This window comes from Vibrio sp. 10N.286.49.C3 (assembly GCF_041469545.1).
GTDB lineage: Bacteria > Pseudomonadota > Gammaproteobacteria > Enterobacterales > Vibrionaceae > Vibrio > Vibrio tasmaniensis_A.
Genome location: NZ_JBFRKT010000028.1, coordinates 50,435 through 68,384 on the forward strand (window position 1 = coordinate 50,435; position 17,950 = coordinate 68,384).

The following is a 17,950-nucleotide window of genomic DNA, read 5'->3' on the forward strand; positions in this document are numbered from 1 at the left end:
ATATTTTATGGCCCATTTCTCATTTATAAATTTGCTCAGAATTTAAATATGAGCCAGTATCAATACTGAACTATCAAAAACTTAAACTTGCAAAGGATTTTGTATGGCTATTGATACATTGATTACTATCGGCGTCTTTACTGCCGTCGCAATATTGTTTATTTTCGCCGGAGTAAAAACGGTTCCGCAAGGCAATAACTGGACCGTAGAACGCTTCGGCCGTTATACACAAACCCTCCAACCAGGTCTGAACCTGATCATTCCATTTATCGATAAAATCGGACAACGCATCAGTATGATGGAACGTGTTCTCGACATCCCGGCACAAGAAGTCATCTCCAAAGATAATGCAAATGTGGTTATTGATGCGGTGTGTTTCGTTCAAGTGATCGACGCGCCTAAAGCGGCTTATGAGGTGAATGATCTTGAGCACGCGATTCGTAATTTAACTCTCACCAATATCCGTACTGTACTGGGCTCGATGGAACTGGATGAAATGCTCAGCCAGCGAGACATGATTAACACCAAATTATTGAATATCGTTGATGAAGCGACAAACCCTTGGGGTGTCAAAGTTACACGTATCGAAATCAAAGACGTACAGCCACCAGCAGACCTTACCGCTGCGATGAATGCTCAGATGAAAGCCGAGCGTAACAAACGTGCAGATATCCTAGAGGCAGAGGGTGTACGACAAGCTGAGATATTGAAAGCAGAAGGTCACAAGCAATCAGAAATCTTAAAAGCAGAAGGCCAAAAGCAAGCCGCGATACTTCAAGCTGAAGCTCGTGAACGGGCTGCCGAAGCTGAGGCTAAAGCGACAGAAATGGTATCAACAGCGATTGCTCAAGGTGACATGCAAGCAGTCAATTACTTTATTGCACAAGGTTACACCGACGCACTGAAGTCTATTGGCCAAGCAGAAAACGGTAAGATCATCATGCTACCGCTCGAAGCGACTGGACTAATGGGTTCTGTTGCGGGTATTGCAGAGATGTTTGCACATAAGAATGACAAGGGTAGTAAGGACTAACTTATGGTCGAATTGCTCGAACAAGTAAACTACTGGCATTGGTTAGCGTTTGGCCTAGCATTGTTAGCGCTTGAGCTAATTGGAACCGCTGGTTACTTTTTATGGATAGGCATATCTGCCATGCTGGTCGGCGCCTTATTAGGCGCACTACCAATCGGTTGGCAGATGCAATGGCTATCCTTTGCGAGCTTCTCGCTTATCACCACTTGGCTGTGGTGGAGAAGACAGCTATCTAGTGACAAGCAATCTGACTCTACTCGAGACCTTAATCAGCGAGAGAAACAACTGATTGGAAGAAAGACTCGCCTGTTAGAGCCGGTACAAAAAGGTAACTGCAGGATAAAGCTAGGGGATAGCTCATGGTCTGCGATGAGTACACATGATATTGATGCGGGAGAGGAAGTCGTGATTACTGCTGTCGATGGCATTGTTCTCACGGTAAGCCCTACTAAACAATAATCAAGAAAACCCTCCGTCAAAGCCATAAGTAACCAACTTATGGCTTTTTCTCTACAAGTGAATCGATAATTGGGCAATGGCTATTTGAGTCACCAGGGCATTGTTCAACCCACTCTTTCAATGTCTTCTGAATGATCAGTAAGTCTTCAATTTTTTTATTCACTTCTTCCAATTTACTTAACGCTTTTGCTTTAACATCGGCACTTTCGCGACATGGGTTGTCGGCTAATTCAACAAGCGCACGACACTCATCAAGCGAAAAACCAGCGCTTCTCGCTTTCGCTACGATTCCGAGTTCCTTGATCTGCTTCTCACCATAAGACCGATAACCATTTTCAGAACGTAACGGTGCAGATATCACCCCTTTGTCTTCATACAAACGAATAGACTTAGGTGATAACTGCGTGAGGCTTGCAACTTCGCTTATGTTCATAATATTACTCAAGTAAATATCGCATAAAAACTATTTAGAAACCTAAGACTATTATTCAAACATCTAGGAATGCTAACTACCGAAACAAAAAAATTGAAGCAATATAATGTTCGAAAATAAAGTCTGCTGTTTATGGCTATTTTACATCAAATGATGAGAGTAGCTTAGATTTTCCAACAAACCCAAACACCAACTATCAACAAGTTACTGTTTGAAATAGCAAAATAGGCATTCGTTATTTTTCATAGGAAATTTTTTGATTTTTTTGATTTTTGAGAAATACCTCACATACTAATGAATATCTCTTGTTTGAAGAGATTTTTAGTGAGGTGTCATTATGAAATGTTATCTAGCGTTAATTTTTAGCTTAGTTTTAAGCTTCTCTGTATCCGCCCAAAATGTAGGAAGCACTGCATCTGGACCGATCATAAAATGTGACTTAGGAAGTAGTGTTGTAGAATATATGCCTATCGTTATATGCAAGCATAGTAATGGTAAGGTTCTACACTAACAAAAAAGGAGCCTAGGCTCCTTTCCTTTAAAACTCGATTAATTGTTTGATTATCGTTTTACGTTCTTCTTTGGAAGCTTTGTTAAACCAATATTCGAACATTTCAATCTCTTTGACATTATCACCTAAAGAATCAACAACACCATTTCGATTTGCTACAGACCAGTTAATAACAGAGTCTCTTTGTTCTGTTGGAATTTGTTCAAACCAATATTTTGACATCTCTTGAGCTTGGCTTACCGGCTCTTGCTGAAGCGCGGGAACTGCAACCACAGGTGCTGCTACCATCACTGGTTTAGCTGTTGCGTTTTTATCACCCGTATTTACGATTGCTTCGATGTAGCCAGCAGGAATAGAAAACGAAATGCTATTCGCATTTGAAACCTGGACATCAAAAATTAGATCTTTAAAAGGTGCTTCGTTGAAGATTTCATTAGATACAGGAAATTTCACATACTGTGTTTGAGTACATATATCGCTGCATGTTTCAGCTGAAGCCGCATAAGGTTTTAATGGCACTTTACCTTCAGAACCTTGAACTAAGACAGAGCGATACTCGTTGTAATTTTTAAAGTACTGAAGCTCCATCGTTATGTATGAATCAGGTACCGTTACAGTACTGTTTGGGGTAACGTAATTTAGCTCTAAAGACGAGTTAACTAGCTGACCTTGTCTAACTTCAAGCACATCAGGAGACAACGACTCACCAACGACGATTTGGTAATTTTGCTTACTCTCTATTCTTTTAACGGAATCTGTAAAATCACTATTAGAATCTAATGTTGTACATCCAATTAAGAATAAAGGAATCGATGCTAAAACTATTTTTTTCATATTAACAACCTCGAGGGTTTCCCCATAATATTATTCGATGCCTTTTCTTTCTTAGGCTGGGCCAGAAATGAATATGCGCCGACTAACAAGTCAGCGCATCTCTTTACTTAAAGCATGGGTTCGATTAGAAGCCGTACTCTAAACCAATACGTGTAACGAACGTATCTGTTTGTGCGCCATCAGATTTGATATCGCGTTGAGCTAGACGGATGTAAGGAACAAAACCGTTATGAACGTACATTAGCTGACCTGAGATTACGCTATCTTCATCAGCGTTTTTAACACCGTCAGTTTCAGACTCTAGGTTAGCCGCGTAACCTAGCTTGAAGCCCCAAGGGCCGTTCCAGTATTGACCAATTACAGAGTATGAAGCCTGTTCAGACTTAGCACCGCCTTGAACATCTGACTCACCCGCTTTGTAGGCTGCAGAAATACCGAAACCTGCAGGAAGTGATGCCTCAAAACCAATCAAGTAACCGAATGTATCAGCAAGCTCTTGAGCAGTTGCAGCAGACTGGAAGTTACTACCAACGGCTACAGTATTACCGCCTTTGTCTTTACAGCCAGCAGCTGTCTCACAAATACCCCAAGCTGAAGCGCCTGCGGCTTTTGTTTCACGATCTGATTCAGATTCAACTGCAGCGTGGAAAGTAACCGTATCAGCTAAACGGTAGTGAGCCGCCGCGCCGTAGAAGTAGTTATCTTTAACACTAGAGTCACCACGACCTGTTGCTAGGTTGAATGTAAAACCATTCAAGTCAGCAGAGTCGTATCGAGCCATATCACCATGACGGTCACGGTTATATTTAACATCACCGCCCCAGTCCCATACTGCGCCCAAACCTGGGTTAGCATAAGGCCAGTCAATTACTTCATACATTGGCGTTAGCATACGACCAAAACGTACTTTACCCCAGTCACCTTGCAGGCCTAGGAACGTATCACGGTTACCTAGTGTTGCACCGTCACCGTTTTCACCAACGTAGCCAGATTCAATTTGCATGAATACGTTCACGTTATCGAACATGTCTTTACTTGCACGGAAACCAATACGAGATTCATTCTCGTAATCGTATCCCGTACCTGTATCAGTTTTTACGCCGTTTTTAGTTTTTTCTGAATCGTAGTTAACAACAGAGATTGCTGCTACACCGTAAGCCTGAACGTTAAAATCTGAGATAACACCAACTTGAGAAGATTCAGATGCGAATGCACCACTTGAAATCATCGCAACTGCAGCACCAAGTAAAGTACGTTTGAAAATTTTGTTTTCCATGGAATAAAACTCCTAAAAATGGATATAGCTGTTTGAATATTTCCCGCCTAAAGTTGGCCGCCGTAGAGAGAAATACCTTTTCTTGTTTGAGAATCCTGAAACACCGAATTCTCGATTTCCTTTCTGGTTATACACAATGTGCATCCATGCCAATAAGACTAACTTCACCCCAAAAAAGATCAATGAGAACTTAATTTTCATCTAAAAAAATATGAGTTGGTGCAAATTTATCATGTACTTAGTGATCCAGATCTACTAATTAAAAAAATCGAGGGGCCAAAGAGTAAAAATATTAAAAAACAAAAACTTACTAACAAAGCAGCCTCTTAAAAATTGATATCACTCGCATTTAGTAAACAACTATAACAACATTTCATTAATATTGAGCGTCATCACTGTCCTGATTTCATAGTTCGTATAGGAACAAATTTCTCAACAATTAAAAAGTGATTACTTTTATATCAGAAACGAAAAAGGCACTCCCTTGAAAGGAGTGCCTTTGAGCTTTTTTTATCTGTATTTACTTACGAAATAAGGGCTATTAGATCTTCTTCTGTTCTTATTTCGATACCTAAATCTTGTGCTTTAGTCAGTTTAGAACCAGCGGCTTCACCAGCAAATAAGATATCCGTTTTCTTAGACACGCTACCGGTTACTTTTGCACCTAAAGCTTGCAAAGCAGCTTTCGCTTCGCTGCGACCTAATTTAGAAAGTGAGCCAGTCAACACAACTACTTTGCCTTCTAACGGTAGCTCTTGATCATCCGCAACAGCTTCAATTGCAGGCCAGTTAACTCCAAGCTCGATAAGTTGGTCGACTACTGCTCTGTTTTTCTCTTGTGAGAAGAAGCTCGTGAGGTGACTTGCTACGATGTCACCAATATCTGACACTTCAACCAACTGCTCATGAGTTGCAGCTTGAACCAACTCTAGCGTTTTAAAGTGCTGAGCTAAGTTCATAGCCGTCGCTTCACCGACTTCTCGAATTCCTAAAGAATAAAGGAAGCGTGCCAATGTCGTGTCTTTCGCTTTGTTAAGCGCACTCACTACATTCTGTGCCGATTTAGGTCCCATACGATCAAGAACCGTAATCACGCCCGCGCTCAACTTAAACAGGTCCGCTGGCGTTTCGACCATTTCGCGATCCACAAGCTGTTCTATCACCTTTACGCCAAGGCCATCGACATCCAGCGCCTTTCTAGACACAAAGTGCTTAAGTGCCTCTTTACGCTGCGCCTGACACACTAAACCGCCAGTACAACGCGCTACAGCTTCGCCCTCTACGCGCTCCACTGCAGAATTACATACAGGGCAGGCGTCCGGGAACACAATGTCTTTAGCCGTCTCAGGACGACGATCTTGTACAACAGCTACAATTTGTGGAATGACGTCACCAGCACGGCGGATAATCACGCTATCTCCGACCTTCACACCTAAACGAGCGATCTCATCAGCATTGTGCAGCGTTGCATTACTCACCGTCACGCCGCCAACAAAAATAGGTTCAAGCTTAGCAACCGGCGTAATAGCGCCTGTACGACCGACCTGAAACTCAACATCATTGAGCAGAGTAATTTCTTCTTGAGCTGGGAACTTATAAGCAATCGCCCAGCGAGGTGCGCGTGCAACAAAACCTAGAGTTTCTTGTGCGGCAATGTCATCAACCTTAATCACCACCCCATCAATTTCATAAGCCAAGGTGTCACGACGAGTCATGATATCTTGGTAATAGGCTTTTACATCTTCAAGAGAACTTAGCTGCTTTGTCTCTGGGCACATAGGCAAGCCCCAAGCTTTCAGCTGCAGGAATCGTTGATAGTGGCTATTTGAAAGCTCAGCGCCTTGTACAACACCGACACTGTATGCGTAGAAAGCCAAGGGGCGTTTTGCTGTAATACGAGAATCAAGCTGACGTAAGCTACCTGCGGCGGCATTACGTGGATTCACAAAGACCTTCTCGCCCTTCTTCAATGCCATCTCATTCAATTTGTCGAAGCCCGCTTTTGGCATAAACACTTCGCCACGTACTTCAATACGTTCCGGCCAACCTTCACCTTGTAACTTAAGCGGAATCGAGCTGATCGTACGCACGTTTTCGGTAATATTTTCGCCAGTCGCACCATCACCACGCGTCGCTGCCTGTACTAAGGTGCCTTTTACATAGAGTAGGCTCACCGCTAAACCATCAAGCTTAGGTTCACAACAGAAGGTCTTTAGGTTCGCAGTTGGCGCTCGATCAGACATGCGCTTATTGAACGCATCTAAGTCGTCATCAGAGAAAGCATTATCTAAAGAAAGCATCGGGATCTCATGGGTCACTTGAGTGAAGCCGTCTAGAGGCTGACCGCCGACACGCTGACTCGGCGAATCTACCGTCACAAGTTCTGGGTTCTCTTCTTCGATCTTTAGCAGTTGTTGCATCAATCGATCGTACTCGACATCAGGGATCTCAGGGCTATCTTCTACGTAATAACGAACGGCATGATAGTGCAGAGTTTCTCTTAACTGCTCTAAGGTAACTTGAATCGATTCTTTCATATCATTCTCTGTCGTGATTGAAATATCAAAAAGGGCTCCCTTAGGAGCCCTTTTCTATAAATATAGATTATTTACAAGGCTAAACAATACGGCTAGGCGTTAGCTGCCGTCATAAAGTCTCGGATTTGCTTACGGTAATCAGACAAACGGTTTGGCGTCATTAAGTTACGTGACTCATCCAATACGTTTCCGCCCATATCGTCGGCAATTTTCTGTGCAGCACTCAGCATCACATTGAAGTTTTGATCAGCTTGACCATAACAAGGCAGCGTCATAAAGAACGAAATACCTTTTGTGGTAAAGTCAGCAGGATCGTCATGTTCTAGTGTTCCTGGCTGCATCATATTTGCTACGCTGAAAATAACTTTTGGCTCATCGCTCGCTTGTGCAAAGCAGTGATAAATCGACATTTCACCATAAGCTAGGCTGTTGTTCTCCATGCTACGGAAAAGTTCAGTACCCACAAATGGGATCTCCCCAGCACAGTGAACATTAAGAACAATGACTTCAAGGCCAAGATCTTCATCTGAATGAGCTTTTTCATCTAACTTACTTTCGTTAACTAAATTAACTTCGTCACCCAACTGAGCTTCTTCTGCTAAGTTACCATCTTTATCTAACTTAGTTTCTTCAACCGAAGTAACACTTTGTGCTGCAACCACTTCTTTCCCAATAAATGGTTCGCTTGGCGTTAAGCCTTCGCTAGAAAGTAGTGGATCAGCGACCGTATCAGAGGCTTCTTCAAACGAACCGTACTGCTCTTTAAAGCCTGCGTGATTTTGTTTTTGCTCGTCAGTCAATTCAAAGTTAGGAACTTCAGGTTCAACAACCTTCTCTTCCTCAACCTGTTCAAGCTCACCTTTAACTTCGATCGGGTCTTCAACACTGAAAGAAGGAAGATCATTCAATTCTATTTCGTCTTCGTGAGCTTCTTTTTGCTGTGGCGCTGACAATGGATCTGAGTCAATCAGCGGATCAGTTGCAGACGGTGAGACAGCAAAATCCGGTTCTTTACGCTCTTTTCGGATTATCTCAAAATCATCCTCAGGAGCGAATGAACGGTTTGGGATCGTTTCAGCTTCATCTAAGCTGTCATTATCAAGCTTACCAAGCGGCTTATCTCCAAACTTTGCTTTCCCTTCTTTCTTACTCGTCCATAGACCATGGAACAATAATGCGGCGATAGCTAATGCGCCAACAATAATGAGTACAAATCGCAATTCCTGCATTTTTCGCTCTCAGCTTTCTTAGTCAACTAGCTATAAACACGCTGTCACTAAGTTAGGTTAATTTGGCTAATCTCACTACTCTATCAAAAGTAGCCACTGTTTTAGAACCACTTAATACAATTAGTTCATTAGTTGGTGTGATTTTCACCACGCTTTTTTTCTTAATTTCGGTCGAGTACACTAGAGATGTTTGCTATCTAACCAAATTCACATGTGACCCAATTTAAATATGACTATTGAATCTGTTCCTCGTTCTGGCTTTGGCTATTTTATTTTCGGAATTAAAATTGCCTTATCGCCGAGTATCCGTAAGTTTGTACTGCTTCCTCTTATCGCTAACGTGTTACTTGTGGGCGGTGCTTTATTTTATATTTTCTCCAACTTAAACACTTGGATTGAAGGCTGGATTGGTGCATTGCCAAGTTTCTTGTCGTGGTTGTCATATATCCTATGGCCGCTACTTGTGTTAACCGTTTTGGCTACGTTTTCGTATTTCTTCAGTACACTCGCTAACTTTATTGCCGCACCTTTCAACGGATTACTCGCGGAAAAAGTCGAAGAACTGCTGAGTGGTAAAAAAGTCAATGATGATGGTTTACTGGATGTACTTAAAGACACTCCTCGTATTTTAGCAAGAGAATGGCGCAAGCTTGTCTATATCCTGCCAAAAGCGATCGGTTTGTTCCTACTTTTGTTAATTCCAGCGCTAGGACAAACTGTTGCACCGTTTTTATGGTTCATTTTCACTGCATGGATGTTAGCTATTCAGTACGCTGACTACCCATTTGACAACCATAAAATCAAGTTCGATGACATGAGAAATAATTTGAAACAAAAGCAAGGTAAGAGCTACAGCTTCGGCGCACTTGTTTCCGTGTTTACTACCATTCCAGTTTTAAACCTAATTGTGATGCCAGTTGCCGTCTGCGGCGCTACTGCAATGTGGGTTGCAGAGTTTAAAGACCAAGCCCTACGCTCTCGTCTATAGCTATCGCCTATAGTTCTACAGCCAGCTCTAACAACGCCTATCTTTTTGAAGTTCTGATTTCAATAAAGATAGGCGTGAATCCTGCGACATCTCTATATGATATAACTTTTTAATCCTTTTACCTTTTTTTCAACTTGTTTAATCTAAATTCAAGCTAAACAAACATCGAAAGACACTAGACGGTAAATTGGTAGATATACTACGTTTAGTTCTGTCATTAAATGAAGGAATATCGCATGAGCAAGATCTACGAAGACAACACCCTAACGATTGGTAACACACCTCTAGTCCGCCTAAACAAAGTAAGCAAAGGTAACGTCCTAGCTAAGATCGAAGCTCGTAACCCAAGCTTCAGCGTTAAGTGTCGTATCGGTTCAAACATGATCTGGGAAGCAGAAAAGGCAGGTACGCTTAAGCCAGGTATCGAGCTTGTTGAGCCTACCAGTGGTAATACAGGTGTTGCTCTTGCATTTGTTGCTGCAGCGCGCGGTTACAAGCTAACACTAACAATGCCTGAATCAATGAGCCTAGAACGTCGTAAGCTGCTTAAAGCTCTTGGCGCAAACCTAGTGCTAACTGAAGCACCAAAAGGTATGAACGGCGCGATTGCTAAAGCTGAAGAGATTGTTGCTTCAGACCCAGACAAATACCTACTACTGCAACAATTCAACAACCCAGCGAACCCACAAATTCACGAGCAGACAACTGGCCCTGAAATTTGGGAAGCAACAGATGGTGAGATCGACGTGTTTGTAGCCGGTGTAGGTACAGGTGGCACTATCACTGGAACAAGTCGTTACATTAAAGGTGAAAAAGGCAAAGCCATCACTTCTGTAGCCGTTGAACCAGCAGAATCTCCAGTGATTGCGCAGGCACTTGCAGGTGAAGAAATCAAACCAGCACCACACAAAATCCAAGGTATTGGCGCAGGTTTCATTCCTGGCAACCTAGATTTAGACATTATTGACCGTGTAGAGTCAGTAACTTCTGAAGAAGCAATTGAGATGGCTCAACGCCTAATGAAAGAAGAAGGTATCCTAGCGGGCATCTCATCTGGTGCAGCAGTAGTAGCAGCAAACAGAATTTCGGAACTACCTGAATTTGCAGGAAAAACTATCGTTACTGTACTACCAAGCTCGGGCGAGCGTTACCTTAGTACGGCCCTATTTGCTGGTATCTTTACGGAAAAAGAGAACCAACAATAATATGTGGTCAAATCAATTTTTCGTCCAAAAAAGCCCCATTTAGGGGCTTTTTTGTTGATCCCTGCCTCACCTTTGGTAATATCGGGTCTGTTTTATTTTTCGCTTCAAAATAAAAGAAGCAATAAACAAATTCTGAAAGTCATGAGTACTCAACAAAAGACGACCATGGCTGGATAAAAATTTATAACCAGTCTAAGTTCTAACACGAACATGGCGTACTAGCCTCTAGCGCATTTGAGCTAAAGCAGTTAAGCTAAATCTGGTTACAAACTTACAAAAAATAAATTAATTGGGGTATATAAAATGTACGAGAAGCAAGTAGAAATCACAGCAGAAAACGGTCTTCACACTCGTCCAGCTGCACAGTTTGTTAAAGAAGCAAAATCTTTCGACGCTGACATCACAGTGACTTCTAACGGCAAAAGCGCTAGCGCGAAAAGCCTGTTCAAACTACAAACTTTAGGCCTGGTAAAAGGTACTAACGTTACTATTTCAGCTGAAGGCCCTCAAGCTCAGCAAGCTGTAGACCACCTAGTTGCTCTTATGGATCAACTACACTAATACGGTCTCCTTCTTTCAAAGCCATTTTGCACAGCAAAGTGGCTTTGTTCGAAATAGATAGCAATTCGAAATAGATAGCAATAAGCGCGACATTAGTCGACGACTTAAAGTCACACATTCTCCCGTTTACAGTTGAACAACTAAGGTAAGGCTATGATTTCAGGCATCCTAGCATCTCCTGGTATTGCTTTCGGTAAAGCACTACTACTTCAAGAAGATGAAATTGTCCTAAACACTCAATCTATCTCAGACGATCAAGTTGAAGCAGAAGTTCAGCGTTTTTTTGACGCTCGTAACAAATCTTCTCAACAACTTGAAGTTGTAAAGCAAAAAGCACTTGAAACTTTTGGCGAAGAAAAAGAAGCAATCTTTGAAGGCCACATCATGCTGCTTGAAGATGAAGAGCTAGAAGAAGAGATTTTAGCACTCATCAAGAAAGACAAAATGCACGCAGACAACGCGATCTACACAGTGATCGAAGAGCAAGCTGTTGCACTTGAGTCGCTTGATGATGAGTACCTAAAAGAACGTGCGACTGATATCCGTGATATCGGTACTCGCTTCGTTAAAAATGCACTAGGCATCAACATTGTATCTCTAGCAGATATCAATGAAGAAGTTATCCTAGTTGCTTACGATTTAACGCCATCTGAAACGGCACAAATCAACCTAGACTACGTTCTTGGTTTTGCTTGTGACATCGGCGGTCGTACATCTCATACTTCAATCATGGCACGTTCACTTGAGCTTCCAGCTATCGTTGGTACTAACGATATTACTAAGCAAGTTAAAAACGGCGACATGCTTGTGCTAGACGCGATGAACAACAAGATCATCATCAACCCTTCTGACGCTGAATTAGCAGAAGCTAAGAAAATCAAATCTGATTTTGAAGCAGAAGCAGTTGAACTAGCAAAACTAAAAGATTTACATGCTGAAACTCTAGACGGTCACCGTGTAGAAGTTTGTGGCAACATCGGTACAGTAAAAGACTGTGACGGTATTCTGCGTAACGGCGGTGAAGGCGTTGGTCTGTACCGTACTGAATTCCTATTCATGGACCGTACTGCACTTCCTACTGAAGAAGAGCAATACGTTGCTTACAAAGAAGTAGCGGAAGCAATGGAAGGCGAGTCAGTGATTATCCGTACTATGGATATCGGTGGCGATAAAGACCTACCATACATGGACCTTCCACAAGAGATGAACCCTTTCCTAGGCTGGCGTGCAGTACGTATCAGCTTGGATCGTCGTGAAATTCTACGTGACCAACTACGTGGTATCCTACGTGCATCTGCACACGGTAAACTACGCATCATGTTCCCAATGATCATTTCTGTTGAAGAGATCCGTGAACTAAAAAAAGCAATCGAAGAGTACAAAGTTGAACTTCGCGCTGAAGGCCTAGCTTTCGATGAAGAAATCGAAATCGGCGTAATGGTTGAGACTCCAGCAGCCGCTGCAATCGCACACCACCTAGCGAAAGAAGTATCTTTCTTCTCTATCGGTACTAACGACCTAACGCAATATACACTTGCGGTAGACCGTGGTAACGAAATGATTTCTCACCTATACAACCCACTATCTCCAGCGGTTCTTCTTGTTATCAAGCAAGTAATCGATGCTTCTCACAAAGAAGGTAAATGGACAGGTATGTGTGGCGAACTAGCAGGTGATGAGCGTGCAACTCTACTTCTTCTTGGTATGGGTCTAGATGAGTTCTCTATGAGCGGTATCTCTATCCCTAAAGTTAAGAAAGTAATCCGTAACTCTAACTTCGCTGAAGTTAAAGCTATGGCTGACGAAGCACTATCTCTACCTACAGCTGCAGAAATTGAAGCTTGTGTAGAAAAGTTCATCGCTGAGAAAACTCAGTAATCACCAAGAGCTTAATGAAGTTAGACGGCTAAAAATAGTCGTCTAATTTGTTAGATTGGTATAGTATATTCTACAGAATAAAACTAAACGTTAGGAGCATGACACAATGGGTCTGTTTGACAAACTGAAAAAGCTTGTATCTGATGACAGCGCTGATGCTGGTGCAATCGAAATCATCGCACCTCTTTCTGGTGAAATCGTAAACATCGAAGACGTGCCAGATGTAGTTTTCGCTGAAAAAATCGTTGGTGATGGCATTGCTATCAAACCAGCTGGCGATAAAATGGTAGCTCCAGTTAACGGTACTATCGGTAAAATCTTCGAAACAAACCACGCATTCTCTATCGAGTCTGACGACGGTATTGAGCTTTTCGTTCACTTCGGTATCGATACTGTTGAACTTAAAGGCGAAGGCTTCACTCGTGTAGCTGAAGAAGGTCAATCTGTTAAAGCTGGTGACACTATCATCACTTTCGACCTTGCGCTTCTAGAAGAGAAAGCAAAATCTACGCTTACTCCAGTTGTTATCTCTAACATGGACGAAATCAAGGAGCTGAACAAGCTTTCTGGTTCTGTAACTGTTGGCGAAACTCCAGTTCTTAAAGTAACTAAGTAATCCCGATTACTTATCTGCTTTAATTAAAACGCTACCTAAGGGTGGCGTTTTTTGTGCCTGCTATATTTGTCGAGTTCCTTAACCGACGGTTCTGACTGCCGCTCTTCACCTCATTGTAGACAGCCCCTCAATAAGCCACAGCAATACCAATCCTTAATTGCCAACTAACCGCCCTACTTTGTTATTAAACCAAGTTAAACGCCATCCTAGGCGCTGAACCTGCATGTTAGATCACGCGGTATGACTTCAAGCAGACAACAGCTCTCTGATATCTCGCTCAGCTCGATTTTGAGATGACGAATGTTGACCACATTGCTTATTCCTGGTTATTCACCTATGTGAAAGGTAGTTAACGCTATCTCGTTTATTATCTTTCGACCACAACAAGAGCCTAATGTCTAATCCGAATCAAGCCTAAAAGCAGATTCCTGATACCTCGCTCTGTTCGGTTCTGGAATGACGAAAGGCTGCTTCAATGCAATAGATGATGGAAGTATCATTTCCCGATCCCGTCATTCTCTACAGCGAGAGACGAGCGTGATAGGGAATCGCGCTTTTGCTCCTTTCAGCATTACGCCACTTTTCCAAATATACCTTCGCTAAATAACAGGCAATAAAAAACCCAGCCGAAGCTGGGTCTGTTTAGCGCTCATCTCTCACCACGAGCTAATTTGTGGAAGCCTAACGTTGACGCTTGTGATCAACAACGCTTAAAGTCAACGTGGCCTTTCAACCGATTAACCTAGTAGGCTAAGTGCTGAGTTTGGAGCTTGTTTCGCTTGCGCAAGAATTGAACTTGAAGCCTGTGAAAGAATCTGAGACTTAGTCATATTAGTCGTTTCTTTCGCGAAATCGGTATCTTTGATACGACTCTTAGATGCATTAACGTTCTCGTTGATGTTATCTAAGTTGTTAATTGCGTGGTCAAAACGGTTTTGGAATGCACCAAGCTCAGAACGGTGGCTATCTACATATTTAAGTGCCGCATCGATAACAGCTACAGATTCTTGAGCACCACCAACAGAGGTTACGTCGATAGTATCAACCGTTACTTGCTTACCTGGCTGCATGCCTAACTCACCAGATAGACCACCAGAGAATGAGATAGCGCCATCAACTTTGTTGTTGCCAGCGAAGACTTGCATTTTTCCGTCTTCATCTACTGAAGCTTTTACTAGGTCTTGCTGACCATTAATGTAAGTTGCTAGCTCTTCGATATCATCACCTGCTTTTGCAGAAATGTTGATTTCTTGAAGGTCACCAAAACTATCTTTCAGAGACATTTTTAGGTCATTTGCGCCCGCTTTTACATTCCAATCTTTACCTTTAGCTTCTAAAGATTGGTAGCTGCTTCCGCCCATCTGGTCGTTATCAGAGCGCATGTCTTTCAGTTGAAGCATTACTGCCTCACCATTGTCTGCACCAATTTGGAATGACTTAGTACCGTGAGTACCGTTAAGCAGCTTGTTGCCACCAAAAGATGTGGTTTCAGCGATACGATTTAGTTCATCATTAAGCGCCGTTACTTCTTCTTGGATTGCTACACGGTCAGATTTGGTATTTGAACCGTTTGTTGATTGCAAAGACAAATCACGCATACGTTGTAGAATGTTTGATGTTTCATTCATCGCACCTTCTGCTGTTTGAGCGATAGAGATACCATCGTTCGCGTTACGTACAGCAACATCAAGACCGCGGCTCTGAACGTTCAAGCGGTTCGAGATTTGTAGGCCAGCAGCGTCATCTTTTGCGCTGTTGATTTTAGAACCTGAAGATAGGCGTTCCATTGATGTTTGTTGAGCGCTGTTTGCACTGTTTAGGTAACGTTGTGCTGTCATTGCTGATACGTTGGTATTTACGTTCACTGCCATGGTGATTTCTCCAATTGATTTTCCGGTATAGCGGCTTCCGACGTCTCGGAAAACCAAGTAGTTATCTCTAAGTTACTTTTAATAACGGCGTGAATGCTGAAACCTTTAGAAAAAAAGCAACAAAATTAAAGAAATAGCGAGAAAGGATAAGAAAGCGTGACTGGTAGTGAAATTATCAAAAAAAGATGAGAAAAAGGCTAAAGTTGTCGAAAAGTCAGCCGGGGGAAATATTGTGTTTTAATTAACCAAAGGACTTTAGTTAACCGATAATACCTTTATAAAAATTAACCTAATTTATTAGCCTAGCAGCGTTAAAGCTAAGTTCGGCGCTTGCTTAGCTTGAGCTAAAATAGTGGTACTGACTTGCTGCAGTATTTGCTGTTTGAGCATTTGAGTGGTTTCTTTGGCGTAGTCTGTATCTTTGATTCGACTGTTTGATGCCCCCAAGTTCTCATGAACATTTTCAAGGTTATTAATCGCATGGTCAAAGCGGTTTTGCATCGCCCCGAGTTCAGAACGGTGACTATCAACATACTTCATCGCTGTATCCAAAATAGACACGGCGCGCTGTGCTCCCCCAACATCAGTGACATTAATATCATCGACTGACTCGTAATAACCCGCCGACATCGAAAGCTCACTGGCTAATGAGCCTGAGAAAGAGATCGTGCCTGCCGTGTCTTCGCCTGACATGTAGATCTGAAGCTGCCCGTCATCATTGACGGAAGCCGAAACCAGATCCGTTTGACCATTGATATAAGTCGCTAGCTCTTCAATGTCATCGCCCGCCTTGGCATTAATGCTGATCTCTTGAGGCTGACCAAAACGATCGGTAAACGCCATCTTCATATCATTCTGGTTGGATTTAACTTCCCACGAGTCACTTGCCATGCCATTGGCAACATAGCTAAAGCCGCCCATGTTGATATCATCGGTGCGCATGTTTTTCAAACCTATCTGCACCGCCTCACCAGAGCTGCCACCGATTTGAAATGACGAGCTACCAAAGCTGCCGTTAAGGAGCTTTTTCCCACCAAATGAAGTGGTTTCCGCAATTCGGTTTAGCTCATCATTTAAGGCGGTTACTTCTTCTTGAATAGCCGTCCTTTCCGATTGGCTATTCGAACCATTAGTCGCTTGCAGTGACAGGTCTCGCATGCGTTGCATGATATTGGTGGTTTCATTCATCGCCCCTTCTGCTGTCTGCATAATGGAGATACCGTCGTTAGCATTTCGAACCGCAACATCGATGCCGCTCATCTGTGCTTCTAATCGATTCGATATTTGTAAGCCAGCCGCATCGTCTTTTGCACTATTAATACGGCTCCCTGAAGCTAAGCGCTCCAAAGATTGATTCAGCATGTTATTAGCATTAGAGAGGTTTCTCTGAGCCACTAGCGCTGAGACATTTGTATTAACAGTTATAGCCATAGACCTTCACTTACAAAAATATGAATAAAACTCACGATTGCTCTTATATCGACCAGTTCATATAAAACTTTAATAAAAAAAGGAGCCCTGAGGCTCCCGTTCTTTACTGCATACGAAGTGATTTACTTAATCGTTAATGCACTCAACATGTCAGTCGAAGGCGCAAAGTAGTAAGCGCCTGTCACTGCTTTAGTAAAGCGAAGCAGTTGGTCTGTTTTACCATCTGTCACGCCGTACATGCTCTCTAACATCGCATCGAAGTTATGACGAACGTTACAGTAAGCAATGAACAGTAAGCCGTGATCGCCCGTAGCGGTACCGTAAGGTAGGCTGTGACGAACAATCTTAAGCCCCTTGCCTTCTTCTTTGATATCCACACGGCCAACGTGAGACGCCGCTGGAACATCATCTAGCTCGATAGAGTCCGGTTTAGTGCGGCCAACCACTTTCTCTTGTGCTGAGACATTCAATCTATTCCAAGCTGGCAGGTTATGCACAAAACGCTGCACCATTACGTAGCTACCACCTGCGAATTCACCTTCAGGCACAATCGCCACTTCAGCACGCTGCGCGTCTTTCGGGTTTTCAGTTCCATCAACGAAATCAGTCATGTCACGTGAGTCTAGGAAACGGTAACCGTAAGTTTCATCTACTACTTCAACGTCTGCCGCTACTTCAGATAGCAATTTACGTAGGATGAAGAAGTGTAGGTCATGTCGGTTTGAATGACAGTGAATCAGAACATCAGACAGTGTGCTCGGTGCTGTGATATCACCTTCACCAAGCGCAGGAAAATCAATTAGATCAGAGGGAGCAACTTGCTCAAACTTATCCCAAAAAGCTTTTGAGAATGCTACCGACGCCGTTAGGTTCGCATCAGGTTGAGTTTGGTTTAGCTCGTCGATTAGAGTCGGAAGCTTTTGAATTTCTGCTAGTACATTAGCAGTATTAGCGTTCACTTTAAGTTGAACGTAAAGAGCGAAAGGCCCAGCTTCAGGCAAAATAGCACTTTGAACGTTAGGCTGCTCATTTGAAACATTAAGCATAGATTATTCCTTCCAGTTTTAGCTTCTAAGTATAATTGTGAA

At 42.7% G+C, this 17,950-nt stretch carries 15 protein-coding genes; 7 read left to right on the forward strand and 8 right to left on the reverse strand.

Going from position 1 to position 17,950, the window contains the following annotated elements:
* Nucleotides 1–103: 103 nt before the first annotated feature.
* A complete protein-coding gene (locus tag AB4180_RS13120) occupies nucleotides 104–1,033 on the forward strand; it encodes an SPFH domain-containing protein (RefSeq protein ID WP_009847354.1) in 930 nt (309 codons plus the stop codon).
* A 3-nt stretch (nucleotides 1,034–1,036) separates the two neighbouring features.
* Nucleotides 1,037–1,492 carry an NfeD family protein gene (locus AB4180_RS13125; protein WP_102250401.1) on the forward strand — a complete coding sequence of 152 codons (456 nt, stop codon included), beginning with the start codon at nucleotides 1,037–1,039 and terminating at the stop codon, nucleotides 1,490–1,492.
* A 37-nt stretch (nucleotides 1,493–1,529) separates the two neighbouring features.
* On the opposite strand, the gene cueR is transcribed toward AB4180_RS13125, so the two are convergent.
* The 5 genes from cueR to zipA form a co-directional block, all read right to left on the reverse strand.
* Complete coding sequence (gene cueR, locus AB4180_RS13130) at nucleotides 1,530–1,925, reverse strand: Cu(I)-responsive transcriptional regulator (RefSeq protein WP_009847356.1); 396 nt, start codon at nucleotides 1,923–1,925, stop codon at nucleotides 1,530–1,532.
* Between the two features lie 538 nt (nucleotides 1,926–2,463).
* Nucleotides 2,464–3,270 carry a DUF2057 domain-containing protein gene (locus AB4180_RS13135; RefSeq protein WP_102250402.1) on the reverse strand — a complete coding sequence of 269 codons (807 nt, stop codon included), beginning with the start codon at nucleotides 3,268–3,270 and terminating at the stop codon, nucleotides 2,464–2,466.
* A 124-nt stretch (nucleotides 3,271–3,394) separates the two neighbouring features.
* On the reverse strand, nucleotides 3,395–4,546 hold the full coding sequence (locus AB4180_RS13140) for a porin (protein WP_102250403.1): 1,152 nt from the start codon (nucleotides 4,544–4,546) through the stop codon (nucleotides 3,395–3,397).
* 524 nt (nucleotides 4,547–5,070) lie between these two features.
* Nucleotides 5,071–7,083 carry an NAD-dependent DNA ligase LigA gene (gene ligA, locus AB4180_RS13145; RefSeq protein ID WP_102250404.1) on the reverse strand — a complete coding sequence of 671 codons (2,013 nt, stop codon included), beginning with the start codon at nucleotides 7,081–7,083 and terminating at the stop codon, nucleotides 5,071–5,073.
* A gap of 92 nt (nucleotides 7,084–7,175) precedes the next feature.
* Nucleotides 7,176–8,312, reverse strand: coding sequence for a cell division protein ZipA (zipA, locus tag AB4180_RS13150; RefSeq protein ID WP_102250405.1), 1,137 nt, complete (start codon nucleotides 8,310–8,312; stop codon nucleotides 7,176–7,178).
* 229 nt (nucleotides 8,313–8,541) lie between these two features.
* On the opposite strand from zipA, the gene cysZ reads away from it, so the two are divergent.
* From cysZ to crr, 5 genes are all read left to right on the forward strand, one after another.
* Nucleotides 8,542–9,300, forward strand: coding sequence for a sulfate transporter CysZ (gene cysZ, locus AB4180_RS13155; RefSeq protein WP_012604561.1), 759 nt, complete (start codon nucleotides 8,542–8,544; stop codon nucleotides 9,298–9,300).
* A gap of 236 nt (nucleotides 9,301–9,536) precedes the next feature.
* Complete coding sequence (gene cysK / locus AB4180_RS13160) at nucleotides 9,537–10,505, forward strand: cysteine synthase A (RefSeq protein ID WP_012604562.1); 969 nt, start codon at nucleotides 9,537–9,539, stop codon at nucleotides 10,503–10,505.
* A 303-nt stretch (nucleotides 10,506–10,808) separates the two neighbouring features.
* Nucleotides 10,809–11,066 carry an HPr family phosphocarrier protein gene (locus AB4180_RS13165; RefSeq protein WP_004734263.1) on the forward strand — a complete coding sequence of 86 codons (258 nt, stop codon included), beginning with the start codon at nucleotides 10,809–10,811 and terminating at the stop codon, nucleotides 11,064–11,066.
* Nucleotides 11,067–11,219: 153 nt separating this feature from the next.
* Entirely contained in the window at nucleotides 11,220–12,944 is a 1,725-nt protein-coding gene (gene ptsI / locus AB4180_RS13170) for a phosphoenolpyruvate-protein phosphotransferase PtsI (protein WP_009847363.1), read from the forward strand.
* 106 nt (nucleotides 12,945–13,050) lie between these two features.
* A complete protein-coding gene (crr, locus tag AB4180_RS13175; protein ID WP_009847364.1) occupies nucleotides 13,051–13,560 on the forward strand; it encodes a PTS glucose transporter subunit IIA in 510 nt (169 codons plus the stop codon).
* Nucleotides 13,561–14,297: 737 nt separating this feature from the next.
* On the opposite strand, the gene AB4180_RS13180 is transcribed toward crr, so the two are convergent.
* The 3 genes from AB4180_RS13180 to AB4180_RS13190 form a co-directional block, all read right to left on the reverse strand.
* Entirely contained in the window at nucleotides 14,298–15,431 is a 1,134-nt protein-coding gene (locus AB4180_RS13180; RefSeq protein WP_371995801.1) for a flagellin, read from the reverse strand.
* Between the two features lie 297 nt (nucleotides 15,432–15,728).
* Nucleotides 15,729–16,862 carry a flagellin gene (locus AB4180_RS13185; protein WP_017100807.1) on the reverse strand — a complete coding sequence of 378 codons (1,134 nt, stop codon included), beginning with the start codon at nucleotides 16,860–16,862 and terminating at the stop codon, nucleotides 15,729–15,731.
* A 122-nt stretch (nucleotides 16,863–16,984) separates the two neighbouring features.
* Nucleotides 16,985–17,908, reverse strand: coding sequence for a Dyp-type peroxidase (locus tag AB4180_RS13190; RefSeq protein WP_102249887.1), 924 nt, complete (start codon nucleotides 17,906–17,908; stop codon nucleotides 16,985–16,987).
* Nucleotides 17,909–17,950: the final 42 nt, after the last annotated feature.

Excerpts from the sequence above, each read along its gene's own strand:
- AB4180_RS13120 (WP_009847354.1), top strand. The coding sequence starts at position 104 with ATGGCTATTGATACATTGATTACTATCGGCGTCTTTACTGCCGTCGCA.
- AB4180_RS13125 (WP_102250401.1), top strand. The coding sequence starts at position 1,037 with ATGGTCGAATTGCTCGAACAAGTAAACTACTGGCATTGGTTAGCGTTT.
- cueR (WP_009847356.1), bottom strand. The coding sequence starts at position 1,925 with ATGAACATAAGCGAAGTTGCAAGCCTCACGCAGTTATCACCTAAGTCT.
- AB4180_RS13135 (WP_102250402.1), bottom strand. The coding sequence starts at position 3,270 with ATGAAAAAAATAGTTTTAGCATCGATTCCTTTATTCTTAATTGGATGT.
- AB4180_RS13140 (WP_102250403.1), bottom strand. The coding sequence starts at position 4,546 with ATGGAAAACAAAATTTTCAAACGTACTTTACTTGGTGCTGCAGTTGCG.
- ligA (WP_102250404.1), bottom strand. The coding sequence starts at position 7,083 with ATGAAAGAATCGATTCAAGTTACCTTAGAGCAGTTAAGAGAAACTCTG.
- zipA (WP_102250405.1), bottom strand. The coding sequence starts at position 8,312 with ATGCAGGAATTGCGATTTGTACTCATTATTGTTGGCGCATTAGCTATC.
- cysZ (WP_012604561.1), top strand. The coding sequence starts at position 8,542 with ATGACTATTGAATCTGTTCCTCGTTCTGGCTTTGGCTATTTTATTTTC.
- cysK (WP_012604562.1), top strand. The coding sequence starts at position 9,537 with ATGAGCAAGATCTACGAAGACAACACCCTAACGATTGGTAACACACCT.
- AB4180_RS13165 (WP_004734263.1), top strand. The coding sequence starts at position 10,809 with ATGTACGAGAAGCAAGTAGAAATCACAGCAGAAAACGGTCTTCACACT.
- ptsI (WP_009847363.1), top strand. The coding sequence starts at position 11,220 with ATGATTTCAGGCATCCTAGCATCTCCTGGTATTGCTTTCGGTAAAGCA.
- crr (WP_009847364.1), top strand. The coding sequence starts at position 13,051 with ATGGGTCTGTTTGACAAACTGAAAAAGCTTGTATCTGATGACAGCGCT.
- AB4180_RS13180 (WP_371995801.1), bottom strand. The coding sequence starts at position 15,431 with ATGGCAGTGAACGTAAATACCAACGTATCAGCAATGACAGCACAACGT.
- AB4180_RS13185 (WP_017100807.1), bottom strand. The coding sequence starts at position 16,862 with ATGGCTATAACTGTTAATACAAATGTCTCAGCGCTAGTGGCTCAGAGA.
- AB4180_RS13190 (WP_102249887.1), bottom strand. The coding sequence starts at position 17,908 with ATGCTTAATGTTTCAAATGAGCAGCCTAACGTTCAAAGTGCTATTTTG.